A 16,116-nucleotide genomic window follows, 5' to 3' on the forward strand; every position below is an offset into this window, starting at 1 on the left:
ACCTCGTGCTGAGGGGACGTCCGCGGGCGCCCGAGCCCGACCGCATCCTCGGCATCGGCTCCGTCACCCTCGTCGGCGGAGGACCCGGCGACCCAGGCCTCGTGACGGTCGCGGGCCGCGAGGCGATCCAGCAGGCCGACGTCATCGTGACCGACCGCCTGGCGCCGATCGCCGCCCTGGCCTGGGCCCGCCCCGACGTCGAGCTGATTGACGTCGCCAAGATCCCCGGCGGACGCTCGACCAGCCAGGACGACATCAACCAGCTGCTCGTCGAGCACGCCAAGGCCGGCCGCCACGTCGTCCGCTTCAAGGGTGGCGACAACTTCGTCTTCGGCCGCGGCGGCGAAGAGCTGCTGGCGTGCCACGCCGCCGGCATCGCGACGCGCGTCATCCCCGGCGTCAGCTCGGCGATCGCCGCGCCCGCGCTCGCCGGCGTCCCGGTGACGCACCGCGGGCTCACGCAGGGGTTCACCGTCATCTCGGGTCACGTGCCGCCCGACCACCCCGACAGCACCCTCGACTACGCGGCGCTCGCCCGCTCCGGCACCACGATCGTGGTGCTGATGGGCGTGCGGACGCTCGAGGCCATCTGCGCCGCCCTGGTCACCGGCGGACTCGCTCCCTCCACGCCCGCCGCCGTGGTCGCCGACGGCAGCCTGTCGAGCCAGCACGTCGTCCGGGCGACCGTGTCGACGATCGCCGCCCACGCCGCCGGCGTGCGTCCGCCCGCCGTCGCCGTCATCGGCGACGTCGCCGACATTGACGGCCTGGTCGACGACGCGGACGGGACGAGCCGATGATCCTCTGGGTGCGGCACGGCCAGTCGACCTGGAACGTCCTCGACCGCCTGCAGGGCCACGAGCTCAGTCCCCCGCTGACCGATCTCGGCCGCGAGCAGGCGCAGGACGCCGCCGAGTCGCTCGCCGACCGTGGTGTCGTCCGGCTGCTGAGCTCTCCGGCCACCCGGGCTCTCGAGACCGCGGAGGTCATCGCCGCGCACCTGGGCCTGGAGGTCGAGGTCGAGCCCCTGCTGCTCGAGAAGGGCCTCGACGAGAACTACACCAACGTCCTCGTCCGCGTGCAGCAGGTCTTGGACCGCGACCTGCCCGACCACACCGTCGCCGTCAGCCACGGCGACACGATCGGCCTGGCGGTGGGCCTGCTGAGCGGTCAGAGGCCCGAGCCGGCCGCCAACGGATCGGTCACGAGCGTCGACCCGGAGACCCGCGAGGTGGCCGTCACCCTGCCCCGTCGTTGACCGTTGCAACGACTCGTCCCTAGGATGACAGCACCACCCCCGAGGAAGCCGGTGAGAATCCGGCGCAGTCGCGCTACTGTGACGCCTCCTGCAGACCCTGCACCAGGCGAAGCCAGACCCGACGGAGTGGCGACTCATCCATTCACGGGACGCACTCATCCCACAAGGAGCTCACATGTCACAGGCCGTCGCCTCCCCCGAGGTCGAGATCCCGACCATCCCGGTCGCCCAGCTCGCCCCCTGGGCCGCTTTCGTCTTCCTCATCGCCGCCATCGTGCTGTTCTTCATCAGCGCCGACCAGGGCATCGTGTCGATCCCGTCGGGCAACGCCGTCCACGAGTGGGTCCACGACGGACGCCACCTGCTCGGCTTCCCCTGCCACTGACACCCCCTCGTCCACAACCGGCTCGCCTGACGGCGGCCGGTCATCTCGCGCTACGCCGGGACGCCTCTGCGACGGCGGCGCAGTCTGGAACAGCACTCATGACCCCACGCAACTTCCTGGTCCGCGGCCTGCTCGCGGGCTTCCTGGCCGGCATCTTCGCCTTCGCCGTCTCGTACACCGTCGGTGAGCCGCAGGTCGACGCGGCCATCGCCGTCGAGGAGGCCGGCACCGCCGCGGCTCCCGCCGACGCAGCCCCGGCCGACGACGGCCACACCCACTCGCACTCGCACGACGAGGGCGGCACCGTCGTGTCGCGCGACAACCAGTCCACCTGGGGGCTCGCGACCGGCATCTTCGCCGTCAGCACCGCGTTCGGCGGCGTCGTCGGTCTCATCTCGGCCTTCGCCGTCGGACGCCTCGGACGCCTGCGCCCCAGCCAGTCGACCGCGGTGATCGCGCTGCTGGGCTTCGTCGCCGCGTGGCTCGTGCCGTTCACCAAGTACCCGGCGACGCCCCCGGCCGTCGGCAACGAGGACACCCTGGCCGACCGGACGCTCTACTACTTCACCATCCAGGCCGTCTCGATCCTCGCGATGATCGGCGTGGTGCTGCTGGCCCGCCGCCTGCTGAGCGGCCTCGGCACCTACCGCACGCTGCTGGTGTGCGGCGGCACGTTCCTCGCGATCGTGGTCGTCACGGGACTGCTGCTGCCGACCGTCAACGAGATCGGCACGTTCCCGGGCGACACGCTCTGGTACTTCCGGCGTGCGTCGCTGATGACCAACCTGACCCTGTGGGCCGCCCTCGGCATCATCCTGGCCGGCCTGGTCGGCAGGTTGTACGAGCAGGAGACCGCGAAGACCGCACGCCGCGACCTGGCGGCGAGCCTGTGACGACGCCCGGCACGCCCGTCGCTCCGCCGTCCGTGACCGCCCGCGACGCGGCGGCGGCCCGGCTGGGTCAGCTCGCCACGCCCCCCGGCGCCCTCGGGCGCCTGGGCGACCTGGCCGTCCGTCTGGCCGCGATGCAGGGGCAGGTGCCGCCCGCACCGGTCGAGTGCGTCCGCGCCGTCATCTTCGCTGGCGACCACGGCGTCTCCGACCACGGCGTCTCGGCCTTCCCGAAGGCCATCACGCCCGCCATGGTCCGCACGTTCCTCGCGGGCCGCGCCGGCGTGTCGGTGCTGGCCAGGCAGCACGACGTCGCGGTCCGGGTGCTCGACCTGGGTGTCGACGACGACCTCGAGGGCGTGCCCGCCGACGTCACCGCCTTCAAGGTGCGGCGTGGCTCCGGCGCGATCCACCTCGAGGACGCACTGACGTGCGACGAGGCCCTGAGGGCCGTCGCGGCGGGCGAGGCTGTCGCGGCCGAGGAGATCGCTGCCGGAGCGCAGCTGCTGGTCAGCGGCGACATGGGCATCGGCAACACGACGCCCGCCGCGGCGCTCATCGCCGCCTCGTTCGGGCTGCCCGCCTCCGAGGTCACGGGCCGCGGCACCGGCATCGACGAGTCCGGCCTCGCGCACAAGACCGCCGTGGTGCAGCAGGCCCTCGACCGCGCCGGCGACCGGACGTCCGACGCCCTCGAGACGCTCACGGCGCTCGGCAGCGCCGACCTGGCCGCGTCGGCCGGGTTCTTGGCGGCCGCCGCACGGTCCGGCGTGCCCGTCCTGCTCGACGGCGTCATCTCCGTCGCGGCCGCCGTCATGGCCGACCGCCTCGCACCCGGGGCGTCCGCCTGGTTCGTCGCCGGTCACCGCTCGACCGAGCCGGCCCAGTCGCTGGCCCTCGACAAGCTCGGGCTCGAGCCACTGCTCGACCTCGGCATGCGGCTCGGCGAGGGCAGCGGGGCCGTCGCGGCCGTGCCCGTCGTCCGGTCCGCGGCGCTGCTGCTGGCCGAGGTCGCCCTGCTGTCCGACCTCGGGTGATGCTCGACGCCTGGCGCTTGGCGGTCGGCACCCTGACCGCGGTCCGCGTCGGGCACCCGTCGACCGTCGATCGCCGTACGACCGGGCTGGCGATGCTGCTCGCTCCCCTGGCCGTCGTGCCGCTGGGCGTGCTGGTCGGCCTGCTCTGCTGGGCCGGGCGCGAGCTCGAGCTGGCACCCCTGGCTGTGTCGGCGGTCGCGGTCGGCGCGCTGGCGATGGGCAGCCGCGCCCTGCACCTCGACGGGCTCTCGGACGTCGCCGACGCGCTGACGGTCTCGTACGACCCCAGGCGCTCGCTCGACGTCATGAAGGGCGGGACGTCCGGCCCGGCAGGCTCCGCGGCGCTCGTGCTGGTGCTCGGCGTGCAGGTCGCCGCCCTCGCCGCGGTGCTGTCGTCCTCGCGCGGCCCCGTGGTGGCCGCCGTGCTCGTGTGCGTCTCGCGGGCGATCCTGGTGGTCACCTGTGCGCGCGGCGTCCCGGCGGCTCGCAGCGACGGGTTGGCGGCGTCGTACGCCGGCACCGTGGCCCCGCTCGCTGCCCTGCTCGTCTGGCTCGTGGCCGGCGCGGCCGCCTACGGGGTGCTCGACTGGGCCGGCTACGAGTGGTGGCGCGGCCCGGTCGTCGCGGCGGCCGCCCTGCTGGTCGGCGCGGCACTGACCGTGCGGTGCGTCCGGCGCTTCGGCGGCGTCACGGGCGACGTCTTCGGCGCGGCCATCGAGGTCACGCTGGCCGTCCTTCTCCTAGGAGCATCATGAGCACCTCACCGTCCGACACCGTGCTCGTCGAGCAGCGGGGCCGACTCGGCGTCCTGACGCTCAACCGTCCGCGCGCCATCAACGCGCTCGACCTCGAGATGGTCCGCACCGCTCAGCGGGCGCTCGACCGGTGGGCCGACGACGACTCGGTCACCACCGTGCTGGTGACGGGCGCCGGCGACCGCGGGCTGTGCGCCGGGGGCGACCTGCAGGGCATGTACCGCTCGGCGCGCGAGGGCACCGCCGACTCCGTCGAGTTCTGGCGCGAGGAGTACGCGCTCGACCACGCCATCGCGACGTACGCCAAGCCCGTCGTGGCGCTGATGGACGGCATCGTGCTCGGCGGCGGGGTGGGGGTGTCGGCGCACGCCTCGCACCGCGTCGTCACCGAGAGGACGTCCGTGGGGATGCCCGAGACCCGCATCGGCTTCGTGCCCGACGTCGGCGGGCCCTGGCTGCTGGCGCGTGCCCCGGGCGAGCTGGGCACGCACCTGGCGCTCACGGCGTCGAATGCCGACGGCGCCGACACGATCGCGCTGGGCATGGCCGACGTGCTGGTGCCGAGCGACCGCCTGCCTGCTCTCGAGCAGGCGCTCGAGACCGAGGCGCCCGACGACGTCCTGGCCCGCCTGTCGGTCGATCCGCCCGCGTCGTCGCTCGTCGCGGCCGGCGCGTGGGTCGATGCCGCCTACGCGGGTGACGACGTGCCCGCGATCGTCGCCCGCCTGCGCGCGTCCGACCACGACGACGCCCGTCAGGCCGCGGACGACATCGAGGCCCGGTCGCCCACGGCGGTCACCCTGACCCTGGCGGCCCTCCGCCGGGCGGCGACCCTGCCCGACCTGCGCAGCGCCCTCGACCAGGACCTCGCCGTGTCGACCTACCTGCTGGGCGTGCCCGACATGGCCGAGGGCATCCGCGCCCAGGTCATCGACAAGGACCGCTCCCCGCGCTGGTCTCCCGCCCGCCTCGCCGACGTCGACCCCGCCCCCTGGGCCCACCTCTTCGCCTGACCCGTGCCGGGATCCCACGGCCTCATGGGAGACCAGCAGCCCCGGGGGGGTCAGAGGCGCAGCGCCCGGCCGGCGACGACGAGCAGGACGTCGTCGCACTCCTGGGCGATGCGCTGGTTGACGACGCCGAGCAGGTCGCGGAACACCCGGCCCGACCGGTGCTCGGGCACGACGCTCATGCCGACCTCGTTGGTGACCGCGACGACCGTGCCGCGGTGCTCCGAGATCGCCGCAGCGGTCTCGGCCAGCCGGTCGAGCAGCACCGGCTCCCAGTCGTCGCGCAGCTGGTCCCACCCGTCGAGCTCGTCGATGACGGACGTCAGCCACGTGCCCAGGCAGTCGATCAGCACGGCACCGTCGGACGCGCGCAGGGCGCCGGCGAGGTCGTGGGTCTCGATGGTGCCCCAGTGGTCGGGACGTCGGGCCCGGTGGACGGCGACCCGCGCGGCCCACTCGGGATCGGCGTCGACATCGGCCTGCGGCCCCGGCGCCACGTACGTGACGTGCGGCTCGGCGACGAGCAGGGACTCGGCGTGGAACGACTTGCCCGAGCGCACGCCGCCCGTGACCAGAACCTTCATGGCACCTCGCTAGTGTCGACGAGAGCCTAGCCCCGAAGGAGCCCTGTATGCGAGCGCGTGCGATCGGCCTCGTCCTCGGCTTCGCCGCCGACCGCCTGCTCGGAGACCCGGCCCGCCTGCACCCCGTGGCCGGCTTCGGACGCGTCGCCGGCGCCCTCGAGCGCAGGACGTGGGCCGACGACCGCGCCGCGGGGGCACGGCACGCCGCCGTGCTGGTGGCAGGCACCGGCACCCTCGGCCTGCTCGCCGACCGCGCGACCCGGCAACGTCCGGTCGCCCAGTCGCTGCTGACTGCCGCCGCCACCTGGGCGGTGGTCGGCGGACGCTCCTTGGGCCGCGAGGCCGTCCGGGTCGAGTCGCACCTCGTGCGCGGCGACCTCCCGGCCGCCCGGCAGCAGCTGACCCACCTGGTCGGACGCGACCCGTCGCAGCTCGATGCGGCCGAGATCTCGCGCGCGACCGTCGAGTCGGTCGCCGAGAACACCTCCGACGCCGTCGTGGCCCCGCTGCTGGCCGGGGCGGTCGGCGGCATCGGCGGGCTCGTCGCCTACCGCGCCGCCAACACCCTCGACGCCATGGTGGGCCACCGCAGCCCGCGCTACGAGCGGTTCGGCTGGGCGTCCGCACGCCTCGACGACGTCCTCAACCTCGCACCGGCCCGACTGTCCGCGCTGCTCGCCGCGGCGCTGGCCCCTGTGGTCGGCGGACGCCGCACCGACGCCTTCGAGGCCTGGACCCGCGACTCCCGCCGCCACCCCAGCCCCAACGCCGGACCCGTCGAGGCGGCCTTCGCCGGCGCCTTGGGCGTGCAGCTCGGCGGCACCAACGTCTACGGCTCGCGCGTCGAGCACCGCCCCACGCTGGGCAGCGGCCGCGCCCCGGTCGTCGACGACATCGGCCGCTCCGTGCGGCTGGCCGACGCCGTCGCCCTGGGCGCGCTGACGGTCAGCGCCGTGGTCGCCGCCCGACTCGCCCCCAGGAGGAACCCATGATCACCATCGTCACCGGAGGAACCCGCGGGATCGGCGAGGCCGTCAGCCGGGCGCTGGTCACGAAGGGCCACCAGGTGGTCGCGTCGTACGTGCGCGACCGCGCGTCAGCCCGTGCCCTCGAGCACGAGCTCGAGGGGCTGACCGTCGTGGCAGCCGACATCACCACGGCCCCCGGTCGCGACGTCCTCTTCGACACCGCGGCCCGGCTGGGGCCGCTCACGGGCCTGGTCAACAACGCGGGGGCGACGCGGCACATCGGGCCGCTCGCGCAGACCGATCCCGAGATCGTCCGCGACGTCGTCGACCTCAACCTGACCGCCGCGATCCTGTGCGCACAGCGTGCCGTCCAGCAAATGGCACCCGGTGGCACGATCGTCAACATCTCGTCAGGCGCTGCGACGACCGGCTCCCCGGGCGAGTACGTGCACTACGCGGCGGCCAAGGCGGGCGTCGACGCCTTGACCCTCGGGCTCGGCCGCGAGGTGGCCGCGCAGGGCATCAGGGTGGTCGGCGTGGCCCCCGGCACGATCCGCACCGACATCCACGCCGACGCGGGCGACGCGGGCCGGCCCGACCGGGTCGCCGAGCGCGTGCCGCTCGGACGGGCCGGCCTGCCCGCCGACATCAGCGGCGTGGTGGCGTGGCTGTTCGAGCCGGACGCCTCGTACCTGACCGCCACGACGATCCGGGTCACCGGCGGGACGTGACCCAGGCTGCGGCCGCCTCGGCGTCGGTGACGATCTCGACACCGACGGCCGGCGCGGCCCGGCGCACCACCACCACCGGGATGCCCATCTCGTCGGCGACCCTCATCTTCGGCCACGTGTGCGCACCGCCGGAGTCCTTGGTCACGAGCACGTCGAGCGGAGCCATGAGCGAGCGCTCGCCGTCGAGGTCGTACGGACCCCGGCTCAGCAGGAGCGTCCACGACTCCGGCAGCACGAAGCCGGGAGGGTCGACGACACGCGCGACGGCGCGGTGGTGCGCGAGGGGCCCGACGAACCGGTCGAGCGACTGACGACCGACCGTGAGGAACGGACGCTCGCCGAGCGTCGCGGCGAGCTCAGCGGCCTGGTCGTGGCTGTCGACCCAGTGCCAGCGAGCGGCTCCGGGTGCCTCGGACCAGCCCGGACGCTCGAGGCGCAGCAGCGGGACGCCGTCGGCCGCACAGGCCTCGGCCGCGTGGGCGCTCATGCCGGCCGCGAACGGGTGCGTCGCGTCGACGACCGCCGTGACGCGGTGCTCGGCGAGGTACGACCGCAGTCCACGCACGCCCCCGAACCCGCCGATCTGGACGGCTCCGACGGGCAGCCGCGGACGGGCGACGCGTCCGGCCAGCGTCGAGACGAACCGGACGCCGGCCCGGTCGAGCAGCACGGCCAGCTCGCGGGCCTCGGCGGTGCCGCCCAGCAGCAGGATCATCCGACACCCGGCGGCAGGACGGCGAGGCCTGCGGGAGCGCCGTGCTCGGCCAGCGCCAGCAGGGCCTCGACGTCGAGCTTCTGCTCGACCAGGTCGCCCAGCAGGTCGAGACGGGCGTCGCGACGCTCGGCGAAGCTGACGTCGGACGCCTCGTAGGGCCGGCCCAGCACCTCGGACGCCGCCGCGAGGAAGGCACGGCGCAGACCGTCGGACTCGAGGCTGCCGTGCCACATCGTGCCGAAGACGTGCCCGGCCCGTGCGCCGCCGAGGAACTCCTCGTCGCCGCCCCTGGCGATGCGTCCGTGGTGGATCTCGTAGCCCGCCGCAGATGCGCCCAGCGCCTCGCCGACCGGCAGCCGCAGCACCTTGTCGACCTCGAACGTCGTCGTGACGTCGAGCAGGCCGAGCCCCTCGACCTCGGCGCCCGCATCGCCCTCCACCCCGTCGGGGTCGCTGACGGTGCGACCCAGCATCTGGAAGCCGCCGCAGATGCCGAGCACCGGACGTCCGGCGGCGGCGTGGTCGAGGATCGCCCGGTCGAGGCCCCGCGACCGCAGCCACCGCAGGTCGGAGATCGTCGCCCGGGTGCCCGGCAGCACGACGACGTCGGCATCGGTGACGTCGCGGGGGTCGCTGGCGAACAGCACGTCGACGCCGGGCTCGAGCCCCAGCGCGTCGACGTCGGTGAAGTTGCTGATGCGCGGCAGGCGGATGACCGCGACCCGCAGCGCGGCATCGCGATCGACGGCCCGCCGGCCGTCGAGGTCGAGGGCGTCCTCGGAGTCGAGCCACAGGTCAGAGCTCCACGGCAGCACGCCGAACACGCGGCGCCCGGTCAGCCGCTCGAGCTGCTGGAGGCCCGGTGCCAGCAGTCCCTCGTCGCCCCGGAACTTGTTGACCACGAAGCCGGCGACGAGCCGCTGGTCGGCCGGCTCGAGCAGCGCGACGGTGCCGAACATCGCCGCGAACACGCCCCCGCGGTCGATGTCGCCCACGACGATCGTCGGGATGTCGGCGTGTCGCGCCAGGCCCATGTTGACGTAGTCGCCGGCGCGAAGGTTGATCTCGGCCGGGCTGCCGGCCCCCTCGCACACCACGACGTCGTAGCGCGAGGCCAGGTCGTCGTAGGCCGCGTGGGCGGCCTCGGCGAGGTGCGTGCGCCCGCCGATGAACTCCGCCGACGTGATCTCGCCGGCCGGGTGGCCCATCACCACGACGTGGCTGGCACGATCGCCGCCGGGCTTGAGCAGCACCGGGTTCATGGCGGCCTCGGGGGTGGCGCGCGCCGCCAGGGCCTGGATCCACTGCGCGCGTCCGATCTCGGCGCCGATGCCGTCGGGGCCGAGGCACACCATCGAGTTGTTCGACATGTTCTGCGCCTTGTAGGGCGCGACCTTCAGGCCGCGACGCGCGAAGGCCCGGCACAGCCCCGTCGTCAGGATGCTCTTGCCGGCGTCGGACGTGGTGCCGGCGACCAGCAGCGAGCCGGTCATGCCCGCGCCTTGTGCAGCCACGGCGCCAGCAGCCGGGTGATCCACGGCAGCAGGACGTACGTCATCAGCGGGGTCATCAGGCACACCGTCAGCAGCACGCGAGCGGGCAGCCACCAGTCGCTCAGGTAGATGCGGCCGAGCTCGTTGGCCACGAGGCTGAGGGGGAAGAAGACGATGAAGATCGAGCACATCTGCTTCCAGCGCGGAGGCGGCGGCACGGCCGGCCGCAGGTCCTGCACGTCGATGCTCGACGGCTCGTCGAACCAGCCCTCGATGCCGGTGCGGTGCTCACGCGACGCCTCGGCGACGAAGCCCTGCGCCGAGTCGAGCCACCAGCGTCGCTGCGCCGACAGCTCCCACGCCTCGAGCGCGTCGGGCGAGGCGAAGCGGTAGAGCATGTGCCAGTCGGACGATCCCTGCGTGGGGCGCACCCAGCCCGAGCCGAGGAAGCCGGCGAAGCGCTCGGCCAGCTCGGTGCCGGCGCGGAGCCAGGCCAGCATCTGGTCTTCCTGCGAGGGGTCGACGCGTCGCGTGATGGAGACGGTGACGGGTCCGGTCATGCCTGAAGCCTAGGCGGCTGCGAGAACGACGAAGCCCCCGGAGCCAGGCTCCGGGGGCGACGTGCGAGATCTAGTTCAGATCAGGTAGATCAGAGGGGACGGATGTTCGTCGCCTGCAGACCCTTCTGGCCCTGCTCGACGTCGAACTCGACCTTCTGGTTCTCGTCGAGCGAGCGGTAGCCGCTCGAGGCGATGGCCGAGAAGTGCGCGAACACGTCCTCGCTGCCATCGTCGGGCGCGATGAATCCGAAGCCCTTGTCAGCGTTGAACCACTTGACAGTTCCAGTAGCCATGATGTTTCTCCTTCAGCGAATTGCCACCCACGCTTGTCGTGAGCAGCCGTCGCGACACACATCCAACCGAGAAGAAATCAACACCAGTGAAGGAACTTCATTCGTTCGTACAGCCCAACGTCGTGCAACTGGGATCAACCCTACCGGTGATTGCCCGAAAGAGCGACACCCCCCACATCACGCGTCGCCGTGGAGGGCCTCGGACGACACCACGACGCCGTTGGCGTCGGCGTAGACCCAGTCGCCGGGCTCGACCGTGACGTCGGCGATCGTCACCGTCACCCCCACGTCGCCGACGCCGAGCTTCTCGGTCTTGAGCGGGATCGCGGCCAGCGCCTGCACGCCCAAGTCGATGGTGCGCAGGATCTCGACGTCGCGCACCGCGCCGAAGACCACGAGGCCCGACCAGCCGTTGTCGGACGCGGTCTGGGCCAGCATGTCGCCGAGCAGGGCCTTGCGGGTCGACCCGCCGCCGTCGACGACGATGACCCGCCCCTCGCCCGGGGTGCCGACCAGGTCCTTGACCCGGGAGTTGTCCTCGTGGCACCGCACCGTGACGGCCCGGCCGCAGAAGGCCTCGCGCCCTCCGTACGTCCGCAGCACGGGTGCGAGCACCCGCACCTCGTCGGGATGGTCGTCGCACAGGTCAGGAGTCGTGAACACGCGATGTCCTCTCGATGGGTGCCGTCCACCGTATCGACCTGCCGCAGCCCCGTCCCGCCAGTACCGTTGGGACATGACGCTCAGCGACGAACTCCGCATCTCCCTCGACGGCAAGTGGCGCCACATCCGTGAGCAGTCCCGCAAGGAGCTGGCCACCTTCGACCTGGCCTACGACCACGACCTGACGCTCGACGAGGCACGTGATCGCGTGCTCGAGCAGATGAAGAAGCTCGTGCCGACGGGCATCCCGGCGGCCGGGTTCAAGGTCTCCAGCGGCGGCACGGGCGATCCCGGCGCATCGGTGACGGGCATCGAGATGCTGGCCCAGTTCGACCTCTCGCTGATGGTCAAGGCCGGCGTGCAGTGGGGACTGTTCGGCGGGGCCATCGAGAACCTCGGCACCGACAAGCACCACCAGCAGTACATCCCCGGCCTGATCAACCTCGACATCCTCGGCTGCTTCGCCATGAGCGAGACGGGGCACGGCAGCGACGTCCAGAGCCTCGAGACGACCGCGACCTATGATCCGGCCACCGAGGAGTTCGTCGTCCACTCCCCCACCCCGTCGGCCCGCAAGGACTACATCGGCGGCGCCGCGGCGCACGCCCGCGTGGCCGCGGTGTTCGCGCAGCTCGTCACCAAGGGCGAGTCGTACGGCGTGCACTGCTTCGTCGTGCCGATCCGCGACGAGGACGGCAACGACCTGCCGGGCATCACGACGTCCGACGACAAGCACAAGGGCGGCCTGGGCGCGGTCGACAACGGACGCATCGTCTTCGACCACGTGCGCATCCCGCGCGACAACCTGCTCAACAAGTACGGGCAGGTCGACGCCGGAGGCACGTACTCCTCACCCATCGAGAGCTCCAACGCCCGGTTCTTCACGATGCTCGGCACGTTGATCCGCGGACGCATCAGCGTCGGCGGGTCCGCGAGCGCCGCGACCGAGGTCGCGCTCAGCATCGCCGGCCGGTACGCGCTCAAGCGACGTCAGTTCGGGCCCGACGCCGACCACGAGATCCTGCTGATGGACTACCGGATGCACCAGCGCCGGTTGCTGCCCCTGATCGCGAAGTCGTACGCGATGCGCTTCGCCCAGAACCAGCTGGTGGCCCGCATGGACCGCGTGCAGAGCTCGGAGGAGCCGCCCCCGCCCCACCAGCAGCGCGAGCTCGAGAGCCGGGCCGCCGGGCTCAAGGCCGCCCAGACCTGGCACGCCACGAAGGCCATCCAGGAGGCCCGTGAGGCCTGCGGCGGCGCGGGCTACCTCGCCGAGAACCGCCTGACGACGCTCAAGGGCGACACCGACGTCTTCACGACGTTCGAGGGCGACAACCACGTGCTGTTCCAGCTCGTCGCCAAGGAGCTGCTGACGTCGTACGCGCAGGAGGTCGGCGGGCTCGACCCCGTCGGCATGGTCAAGTTCGCCGCCGGCACCGTCGCCGACGTCGTCAAGGAGCGCACGGCCGCGTCACAGCTCATCCAGCGCCTCATCGACGCGCGTCCCGGCAGCGGCGACGACGACCACGACCTGCTCGACCGCGGCACGCAGCTCAACCTGTTCGAGGACCGCGAGCAGCACGTGCTGGAGACGGCTGCCCGCCGCCTCCGCCGCGCCGGCGATGACAAGGTCAAGGCGTTCGAGGTGTTCAACGCCGCCCAGGACCACGTCATCCGCGCCGGCCGCGTGCACATCGAGCGCATCGTGCTCGAGGCCTTCACGGCCGGCATCGCCCGCTGCGACGACCCCGAGGCGCAGGAGCTGCTGCGCGACGTGTGCTCGCTCTACGCGCTCACGGCGATCGAGGAGGACCTGGCCTGGTTCATGGGCCACAACCGCCTCTCGGACGCCCGCGCCAAGACCGTCACGTCGCTCATCAACGACCTGCTCGACAAGCTGCGTCCGCACACGCTGACGCTGATCGAGGGATTCGGCGTGCCGGAGGAGACGCTCGGCGCCGCGATGTTGCTCGACTAGGAGGCCCGTGTCACGATCGATGACGGCTCACCGGTCGCCTCGTCCCGTCAGGGACCGGCGGCCAGATCCGATCATGTCCACCACACCTCGGGGGGAATCACCCATGAAGAACCTGTTGCGCGCGGCCGCTGTCTCCGTCGCCTCCACCGCTCTCGTCGCCGGAGGCGCGACGGTCGCCAACGCGGCACCGTCCGCTCCCGCTGCCGCCGTCTCGTCGTCGAGCAGCGTCTCGGCCGCGGCCGCCCCGTACGGGCCCGACGCGGCCTCCAAGATCCGCATCCGCAAGGTCGGCAAGAAGCTCACGATCCGTCTCACGGCGCGCTACTTCGACGACACCATCGGCAAGCCCGTCGGCATCCGCAAGGCCACGGTGCAGGTCCACAAGAAGGGCAAGTGGCGCACGCTCAAGAACGTCAAGCTCAACTCGAAGGGCCGTGCCGCGTTCAAGCGCACCGACGGCAAGAAGCGCAAGTACCGCATGCTCGTGAAGCCCACGAGCCTGTACCAGGGCTTCCACACCCGCACCGCCAAGATCTGACGACTCACCGTCGCTGATCGACAGCCCCCGCCCCGTCCGGGCGGGGGCTGTCCACGTTCTTGGGACAATTGTCTGAGAGCGGCGAGGATCTGGTTAGATGTCCCCACCAATCCACACTCGTTCCAGGGGGACACCACATGAAGAACCTGTTGCGCGCCGCGGCCATCGCCGTGGCCTCGACTGCTCTCGTCGCAGGAGGCACCGTCACCGGCGCCCAGGCAGCACCCGGCGACGTCGCCAACATCGGAGTCCAGGACGCTGCGCTCAACGGCTACAAGGGCACCACGTCGAAGGTCATCCCGGTCGCACTCAGCTCCAACCGCACGTACGTCTACGCGACCGTCAACGTCAACGGCGTCCCGGTGGCCGGAGACGTCTTCGTGTCGTCCAGCGGGTTCATCTACCAGCAGGCGTGGGGCGCGGGCGTCGTGACGCTGACCGGGCTCAAGGACCGCAGTGGTCCCACCGGCCAGGCCGTCGCGGGCGGGTCCAACGCGTTCACGGTGCGATACGGCGTCAACGTGTCCGACGGCGCGCAGATCAAGAAGCGTGGCAAGAAGCTCACGTTCAAGGTCAAGGTTCGCTACATCAACGCCGCGGGCGGCCTCACCGGCGTCCGCAAGGCCAAGCTGCAGGCCAAGAAGGGCAGCAAGTGGCGGACCGTCAAGAACGTCAAGCTGAAGAAGAACGGCACCCGCACGGTCAAGCTCTCCGACAAGAAGAAGCGCAACTACCGCATCGTGGTCGCCACCACGCCGACGTACGCCGGCACGGTCTTCCAGACCCGCAACAAGATCTGATCCCACCGGATCCCGATCCTCACAGAGGCCTCCACCCCGTCGGGTGGGGGCCTCTGGCCGTTAGCCCGCACCGTGCTGCGCTGTGGGAGGATGAGCCCACCATCACGACGTTCCGGGGGGATCTCTATGCGCATGTCCATCTCTGCCCGCGCAGCCACGCTGCTGACGGCCTCGGCCCTGACCCTCGGCCTCGGCGTCGGGCCCGCCGCGGCCGACGACACCGGCGCGGCCACCGGCCGGGCCGTCAGCACCGAGGCCTCCAGCAGCACCTTCGGCGCCGGGTCCGGCGTCAGCGCGGCCGGCACGATCTCGGCGCTGCAGCTGGGCGATGGCATCATCACCCAGCGTCCGCTCACCCAGTTCGTCGGAACCGTCACCGGCTCCGCGCCCGCCGGCACCCAGGTGCAGACCGACGTCCGGCTCAACGGCGTGCCGATGGGCAGGGTCACGCTGTACCCGGGCGTCGGCAACGGCGGCGTCGAGCTCCCTCGCCAGTGGGGCCCGGGCCAGCTGCAGGTCGGTCCCTCCTACTTCGCCGACGGCACCGTCGACCCCGCGGTCAGCAACATCTTCTACGCGCGCAAGCAGGTCACGACGTCGCGCCGCGACGGGTACGCGCTGAAGATCAACCGCCGCAACAACACGATGAAGTTCCGGGCCCGCCAGGTCGTCGTGGTCAACCCCGGCTCGGGCCGCTTCGACTCGGCCCGACGGGTCAAGCTGCAGCAGCTCAAGCGCGGCAAGTGGAGGACCATCAAGAACATCAAGCTCAACTCGCGCGGCAACGGCTCCTACTCGACCTCGATCAAGAAGAAGTACCGCTACCGCCTCTACGTGCCCCGCACGTCGAGCACGACGCAGTTCTACACGATCAAGACGCGACGGATCTGACGACCGTCCCGCTCAGGCGAAGTCGCCGGCGGACGAGCGCAGGTGCCGCAGCAGCTCGTACGTCTGGTCCTGCTGCTCGCGGGTGAGCCCCGGCACGGCGAAGTCGATCTCGGTGATCGCCGCGGTGGCCTGCTCGAGCACCTGCACGCCCTCGTCGGTCAGCTCGGCGAACGTGCGGCGGCGGTCCTTCTCGTCGGCCACGCGCCGCACCAGGCCCTGCGACTCGAGCCGGTCCATCGCGTTGGTCACCGAGGTGGGGTGCACCATGAGCCGCTCGCCGATCTTGCTCAGCGGCAGCTGGCCGGTGGCACTGAACGACAGCAGCTGCAGCACCTCGTAGCGGGCGAAGGTGATGCCGAGCGGCTTGAGCACTGCGTCGAGCTCTGAGCTGATGAGCTGCTGCACGCGCATGATCGACGTCGCGAGCCGCATCGACGTCGGGTCGCCGATGCGACGGGACCAGATCTGACCCGCCCGCTCGATCGGGTCGAACTCGAGCCTGTGCGCGTCGGACATGCGTTCATCGTAGGGGCACCAGCTCCGGGACTGGTAATTACTTGGACATGC

Annotated in this window: 20 protein-coding genes; 13 read left to right on the forward strand and 7 right to left on the reverse strand. The window is 72.0% G+C overall.

Annotation, left to right across the window (positions count from 1 at the left end):
* Nucleotides 1-44 precede the first annotated feature (44 nt).
* From cobA to DX116_RS03185, 7 genes are all read left to right on the forward strand, one after another.
* A complete protein-coding gene (gene cobA / locus DX116_RS03160) occupies nt 45-800 on the forward strand; it encodes a uroporphyrinogen-III C-methyltransferase (RefSeq protein ID WP_325048615.1) in 756 nt (251 codons plus the stop codon).
* A complete protein-coding gene (locus tag DX116_RS03165; protein WP_119702739.1) occupies nt 797-1,258 on the forward strand; it encodes a histidine phosphatase family protein in 462 nt (153 codons plus the stop codon). Before cobA ends, DX116_RS03165 begins: the two co-directional genes overlap by 4 nt.
* A 175-nt stretch (nt 1,259-1,433) precedes the next feature.
* A complete protein-coding gene (locus tag DX116_RS03170; RefSeq protein WP_119702740.1) occupies nt 1,434-1,643 on the forward strand; it encodes a CbtB domain-containing protein in 210 nt (69 codons plus the stop codon).
* A 98-nt stretch (nt 1,644-1,741) separates the two neighbouring features.
* Nucleotides 1,742-2,536 carry a CbtA family protein gene (locus DX116_RS03175; RefSeq protein ID WP_119702741.1) on the forward strand — a complete coding sequence of 265 codons (795 nt, stop codon included), beginning with the start codon at nt 1,742-1,744 and terminating at the stop codon, nt 2,534-2,536.
* Nucleotides 2,533-3,570, forward strand: a complete 1,038-nt coding sequence (gene cobT / locus DX116_RS03180) for a nicotinate-nucleotide--dimethylbenzimidazole phosphoribosyltransferase (protein ID WP_119702742.1) — start codon at nt 2,533-2,535, stop codon at nt 3,568-3,570. Before DX116_RS03175 ends, cobT begins: the two co-directional genes overlap by 4 nt.
* On the forward strand, nt 3,570-4,325 hold the full coding sequence (locus DX116_RS20050; RefSeq protein ID WP_199715909.1) for an adenosylcobinamide-GDP ribazoletransferase: 756 nt from the start codon (nt 3,570-3,572) through the stop codon (nt 4,323-4,325). Before cobT ends, DX116_RS20050 begins: the two co-directional genes overlap by 1 nt.
* Nucleotides 4,322-5,338 (forward strand): enoyl-CoA hydratase/isomerase family protein, encoded by a 1,017-nt coding sequence (locus tag DX116_RS03185; RefSeq protein ID WP_199715910.1) that lies wholly within the window; start codon nt 4,322-4,324, stop codon nt 5,336-5,338. The genes DX116_RS20050 and DX116_RS03185 overlap by 4 nt, the downstream gene beginning before the upstream one ends.
* 50 nt (nt 5,339-5,388) lie before the next feature.
* Here the strand turns inward: DX116_RS03185 and DX116_RS03190 are convergent, their stop codons facing one another.
* Nucleotides 5,389-5,919: a bifunctional adenosylcobinamide kinase/adenosylcobinamide-phosphate guanylyltransferase gene (locus tag DX116_RS03190; protein WP_119702743.1), complete on the reverse strand. Its 531-nt coding sequence runs from the start codon at nt 5,917-5,919 to the stop codon at nt 5,389-5,391.
* Between the two features lie 47 nt (nt 5,920-5,966).
* Here DX116_RS03190 and DX116_RS03195 point away from each other — a divergent pair, with 47 nt between their 5' ends.
* Nucleotides 5,967-6,911, forward strand: coding sequence for a cobalamin biosynthesis protein (locus DX116_RS03195; protein ID WP_119702744.1), 945 nt, complete (start codon nt 5,967-5,969; stop codon nt 6,909-6,911).
* The gene (locus DX116_RS03200; RefSeq protein WP_119702745.1) at nt 6,908-7,618 is read left to right on the forward strand and encodes an SDR family NAD(P)-dependent oxidoreductase; all 711 of its coding nucleotides are present in this window, start codon (nt 6,908-6,910) and stop codon (nt 7,616-7,618) included. Before DX116_RS03195 ends, DX116_RS03200 begins: the two co-directional genes overlap by 4 nt.
* Here DX116_RS03200 and DX116_RS03205 read toward each other — a convergent pair.
* The 5 genes from DX116_RS03205 to rraA form a co-directional block, all read right to left on the reverse strand.
* Entirely contained in the window at nt 7,602-8,333 is a 732-nt protein-coding gene (locus DX116_RS03205; protein ID WP_119702746.1) for a cobalt-precorrin-6A reductase, read from the reverse strand. The two genes, DX116_RS03200 and DX116_RS03205, sit on opposite strands and share 17 nt — an antisense overlap.
* Nucleotides 8,330-9,826 (reverse strand): cobyric acid synthase, encoded by a 1,497-nt coding sequence (locus DX116_RS03210; RefSeq protein WP_119702747.1) that lies wholly within the window; start codon nt 9,824-9,826, stop codon nt 8,330-8,332. The genes DX116_RS03205 and DX116_RS03210 overlap by 4 nt, the downstream gene beginning before the upstream one ends.
* Nucleotides 9,823-10,386 carry an antibiotic biosynthesis monooxygenase gene (locus DX116_RS03215; protein ID WP_119702748.1) on the reverse strand — a complete coding sequence of 188 codons (564 nt, stop codon included), beginning with the start codon at nt 10,384-10,386 and terminating at the stop codon, nt 9,823-9,825. Before DX116_RS03215 ends, DX116_RS03210 begins: the two co-directional genes overlap by 4 nt.
* Nucleotides 10,387-10,475: 89 nt before the next feature.
* Nucleotides 10,476-10,679 carry a transcription antiterminator/RNA stability regulator CspE gene (gene cspE, locus DX116_RS03220; RefSeq protein WP_056605450.1) on the reverse strand — a complete coding sequence of 68 codons (204 nt, stop codon included), beginning with the start codon at nt 10,677-10,679 and terminating at the stop codon, nt 10,476-10,478.
* Nucleotides 10,680-10,856: 177 nt separating this feature from the next.
* Nucleotides 10,857-11,342, reverse strand: coding sequence for a ribonuclease E activity regulator RraA (gene rraA / locus DX116_RS03225; protein ID WP_233556551.1), 486 nt, complete (start codon nt 11,340-11,342; stop codon nt 10,857-10,859).
* A gap of 73 nt (nt 11,343-11,415) precedes the next feature.
* Between rraA and DX116_RS03230 the strand changes: the two genes are divergently transcribed.
* From DX116_RS03230 to DX116_RS03245, 4 genes are all read left to right on the forward strand, one after another.
* Entirely contained in the window at nt 11,416-13,320 is a 1,905-nt protein-coding gene (locus tag DX116_RS03230; RefSeq protein ID WP_119702750.1) for an acyl-CoA dehydrogenase family protein, read from the forward strand.
* A gap of 103 nt (nt 13,321-13,423) precedes the next feature.
* A complete protein-coding gene (locus DX116_RS03235; protein ID WP_119702751.1) occupies nt 13,424-13,858 on the forward strand; it encodes a hypothetical protein in 435 nt (144 codons plus the stop codon).
* Nucleotides 13,859-13,995: 137 nt separating this feature from the next.
* Nucleotides 13,996-14,658 carry a hypothetical protein gene (locus tag DX116_RS03240; protein WP_119702752.1) on the forward strand — a complete coding sequence of 221 codons (663 nt, stop codon included), beginning with the start codon at nt 13,996-13,998 and terminating at the stop codon, nt 14,656-14,658.
* Nucleotides 14,659-14,790: 132 nt separating this feature from the next.
* Nucleotides 14,791-15,549 carry a hypothetical protein gene (locus tag DX116_RS03245; protein ID WP_119702753.1) on the forward strand — a complete coding sequence of 253 codons (759 nt, stop codon included), beginning with the start codon at nt 14,791-14,793 and terminating at the stop codon, nt 15,547-15,549.
* A 12-nt stretch (nt 15,550-15,561) separates the two neighbouring features.
* Here DX116_RS03245 and DX116_RS03250 read toward each other — a convergent pair whose 3' ends face one another.
* On the reverse strand, nt 15,562-16,065 hold the full coding sequence (locus DX116_RS03250; protein ID WP_119702754.1) for a MarR family winged helix-turn-helix transcriptional regulator: 504 nt from the start codon (nt 16,063-16,065) through the stop codon (nt 15,562-15,564).
* Between the last annotated feature and the right edge of the window lie 51 nt (nt 16,066-16,116).

Source organism: Aeromicrobium endophyticum, from assembly GCF_003586285.1.
GTDB lineage: Bacteria > Actinomycetota > Actinomycetes > Propionibacteriales > Nocardioidaceae > Aeromicrobium > Aeromicrobium endophyticum.

Bases quoted from the DNA above. Each gene is read 5' to 3' on its own strand.
- DX116_RS03250 (WP_119702754.1), bottom strand. From the start codon at position 16,065: ATGTCCGACGCGCACAGGCTCGAGTTCGACCCGATCGAGCGGGCGGGT.
- cspE (WP_056605450.1), bottom strand. From the start codon at position 10,679: ATGGCTACTGGAACTGTCAAGTGGTTCAACGCTGACAAGGGCTTCGGA.
- DX116_RS20050 (WP_199715909.1), top strand. From the start codon at position 3,570: ATGCTCGACGCCTGGCGCTTGGCGGTCGGCACCCTGACCGCGGTCCGC.
- DX116_RS03190 (WP_119702743.1), bottom strand. From the start codon at position 5,919: ATGAAGGTTCTGGTCACGGGCGGCGTGCGCTCGGGCAAGTCGTTCCAC.
- DX116_RS03195 (WP_119702744.1), top strand. From the start codon at position 5,967: ATGCGAGCGCGTGCGATCGGCCTCGTCCTCGGCTTCGCCGCCGACCGC.
- DX116_RS03245 (WP_119702753.1), top strand. From the start codon at position 14,791: ATGTCCATCTCTGCCCGCGCAGCCACGCTGCTGACGGCCTCGGCCCTG.
- DX116_RS03170 (WP_119702740.1), top strand. From the start codon at position 1,434: ATGTCACAGGCCGTCGCCTCCCCCGAGGTCGAGATCCCGACCATCCCG.
- DX116_RS03240 (WP_119702752.1), top strand. From the start codon at position 13,996: ATGAAGAACCTGTTGCGCGCCGCGGCCATCGCCGTGGCCTCGACTGCT.
- DX116_RS03175 (WP_119702741.1), top strand. From the start codon at position 1,742: ATGACCCCACGCAACTTCCTGGTCCGCGGCCTGCTCGCGGGCTTCCTG.
- DX116_RS03165 (WP_119702739.1), top strand. From the start codon at position 797: ATGATCCTCTGGGTGCGGCACGGCCAGTCGACCTGGAACGTCCTCGAC.
- DX116_RS03205 (WP_119702746.1), bottom strand. From the start codon at position 8,333: ATGATCCTGCTGCTGGGCGGCACCGCCGAGGCCCGCGAGCTGGCCGTG.
- DX116_RS03215 (WP_119702748.1), bottom strand. From the start codon at position 10,386: ATGACCGGACCCGTCACCGTCTCCATCACGCGACGCGTCGACCCCTCG.
- DX116_RS03210 (WP_119702747.1), bottom strand. From the start codon at position 9,826: ATGACCGGCTCGCTGCTGGTCGCCGGCACCACGTCCGACGCCGGCAAG.
- DX116_RS03235 (WP_119702751.1), top strand. From the start codon at position 13,424: ATGAAGAACCTGTTGCGCGCGGCCGCTGTCTCCGTCGCCTCCACCGCT.
- DX116_RS03185 (WP_199715910.1), top strand. From the start codon at position 4,322: ATGAGCACCTCACCGTCCGACACCGTGCTCGTCGAGCAGCGGGGCCGA.
- DX116_RS03200 (WP_119702745.1), top strand. From the start codon at position 6,908: ATGATCACCATCGTCACCGGAGGAACCCGCGGGATCGGCGAGGCCGTC.
- DX116_RS03230 (WP_119702750.1), top strand. From the start codon at position 11,416: ATGACGCTCAGCGACGAACTCCGCATCTCCCTCGACGGCAAGTGGCGC.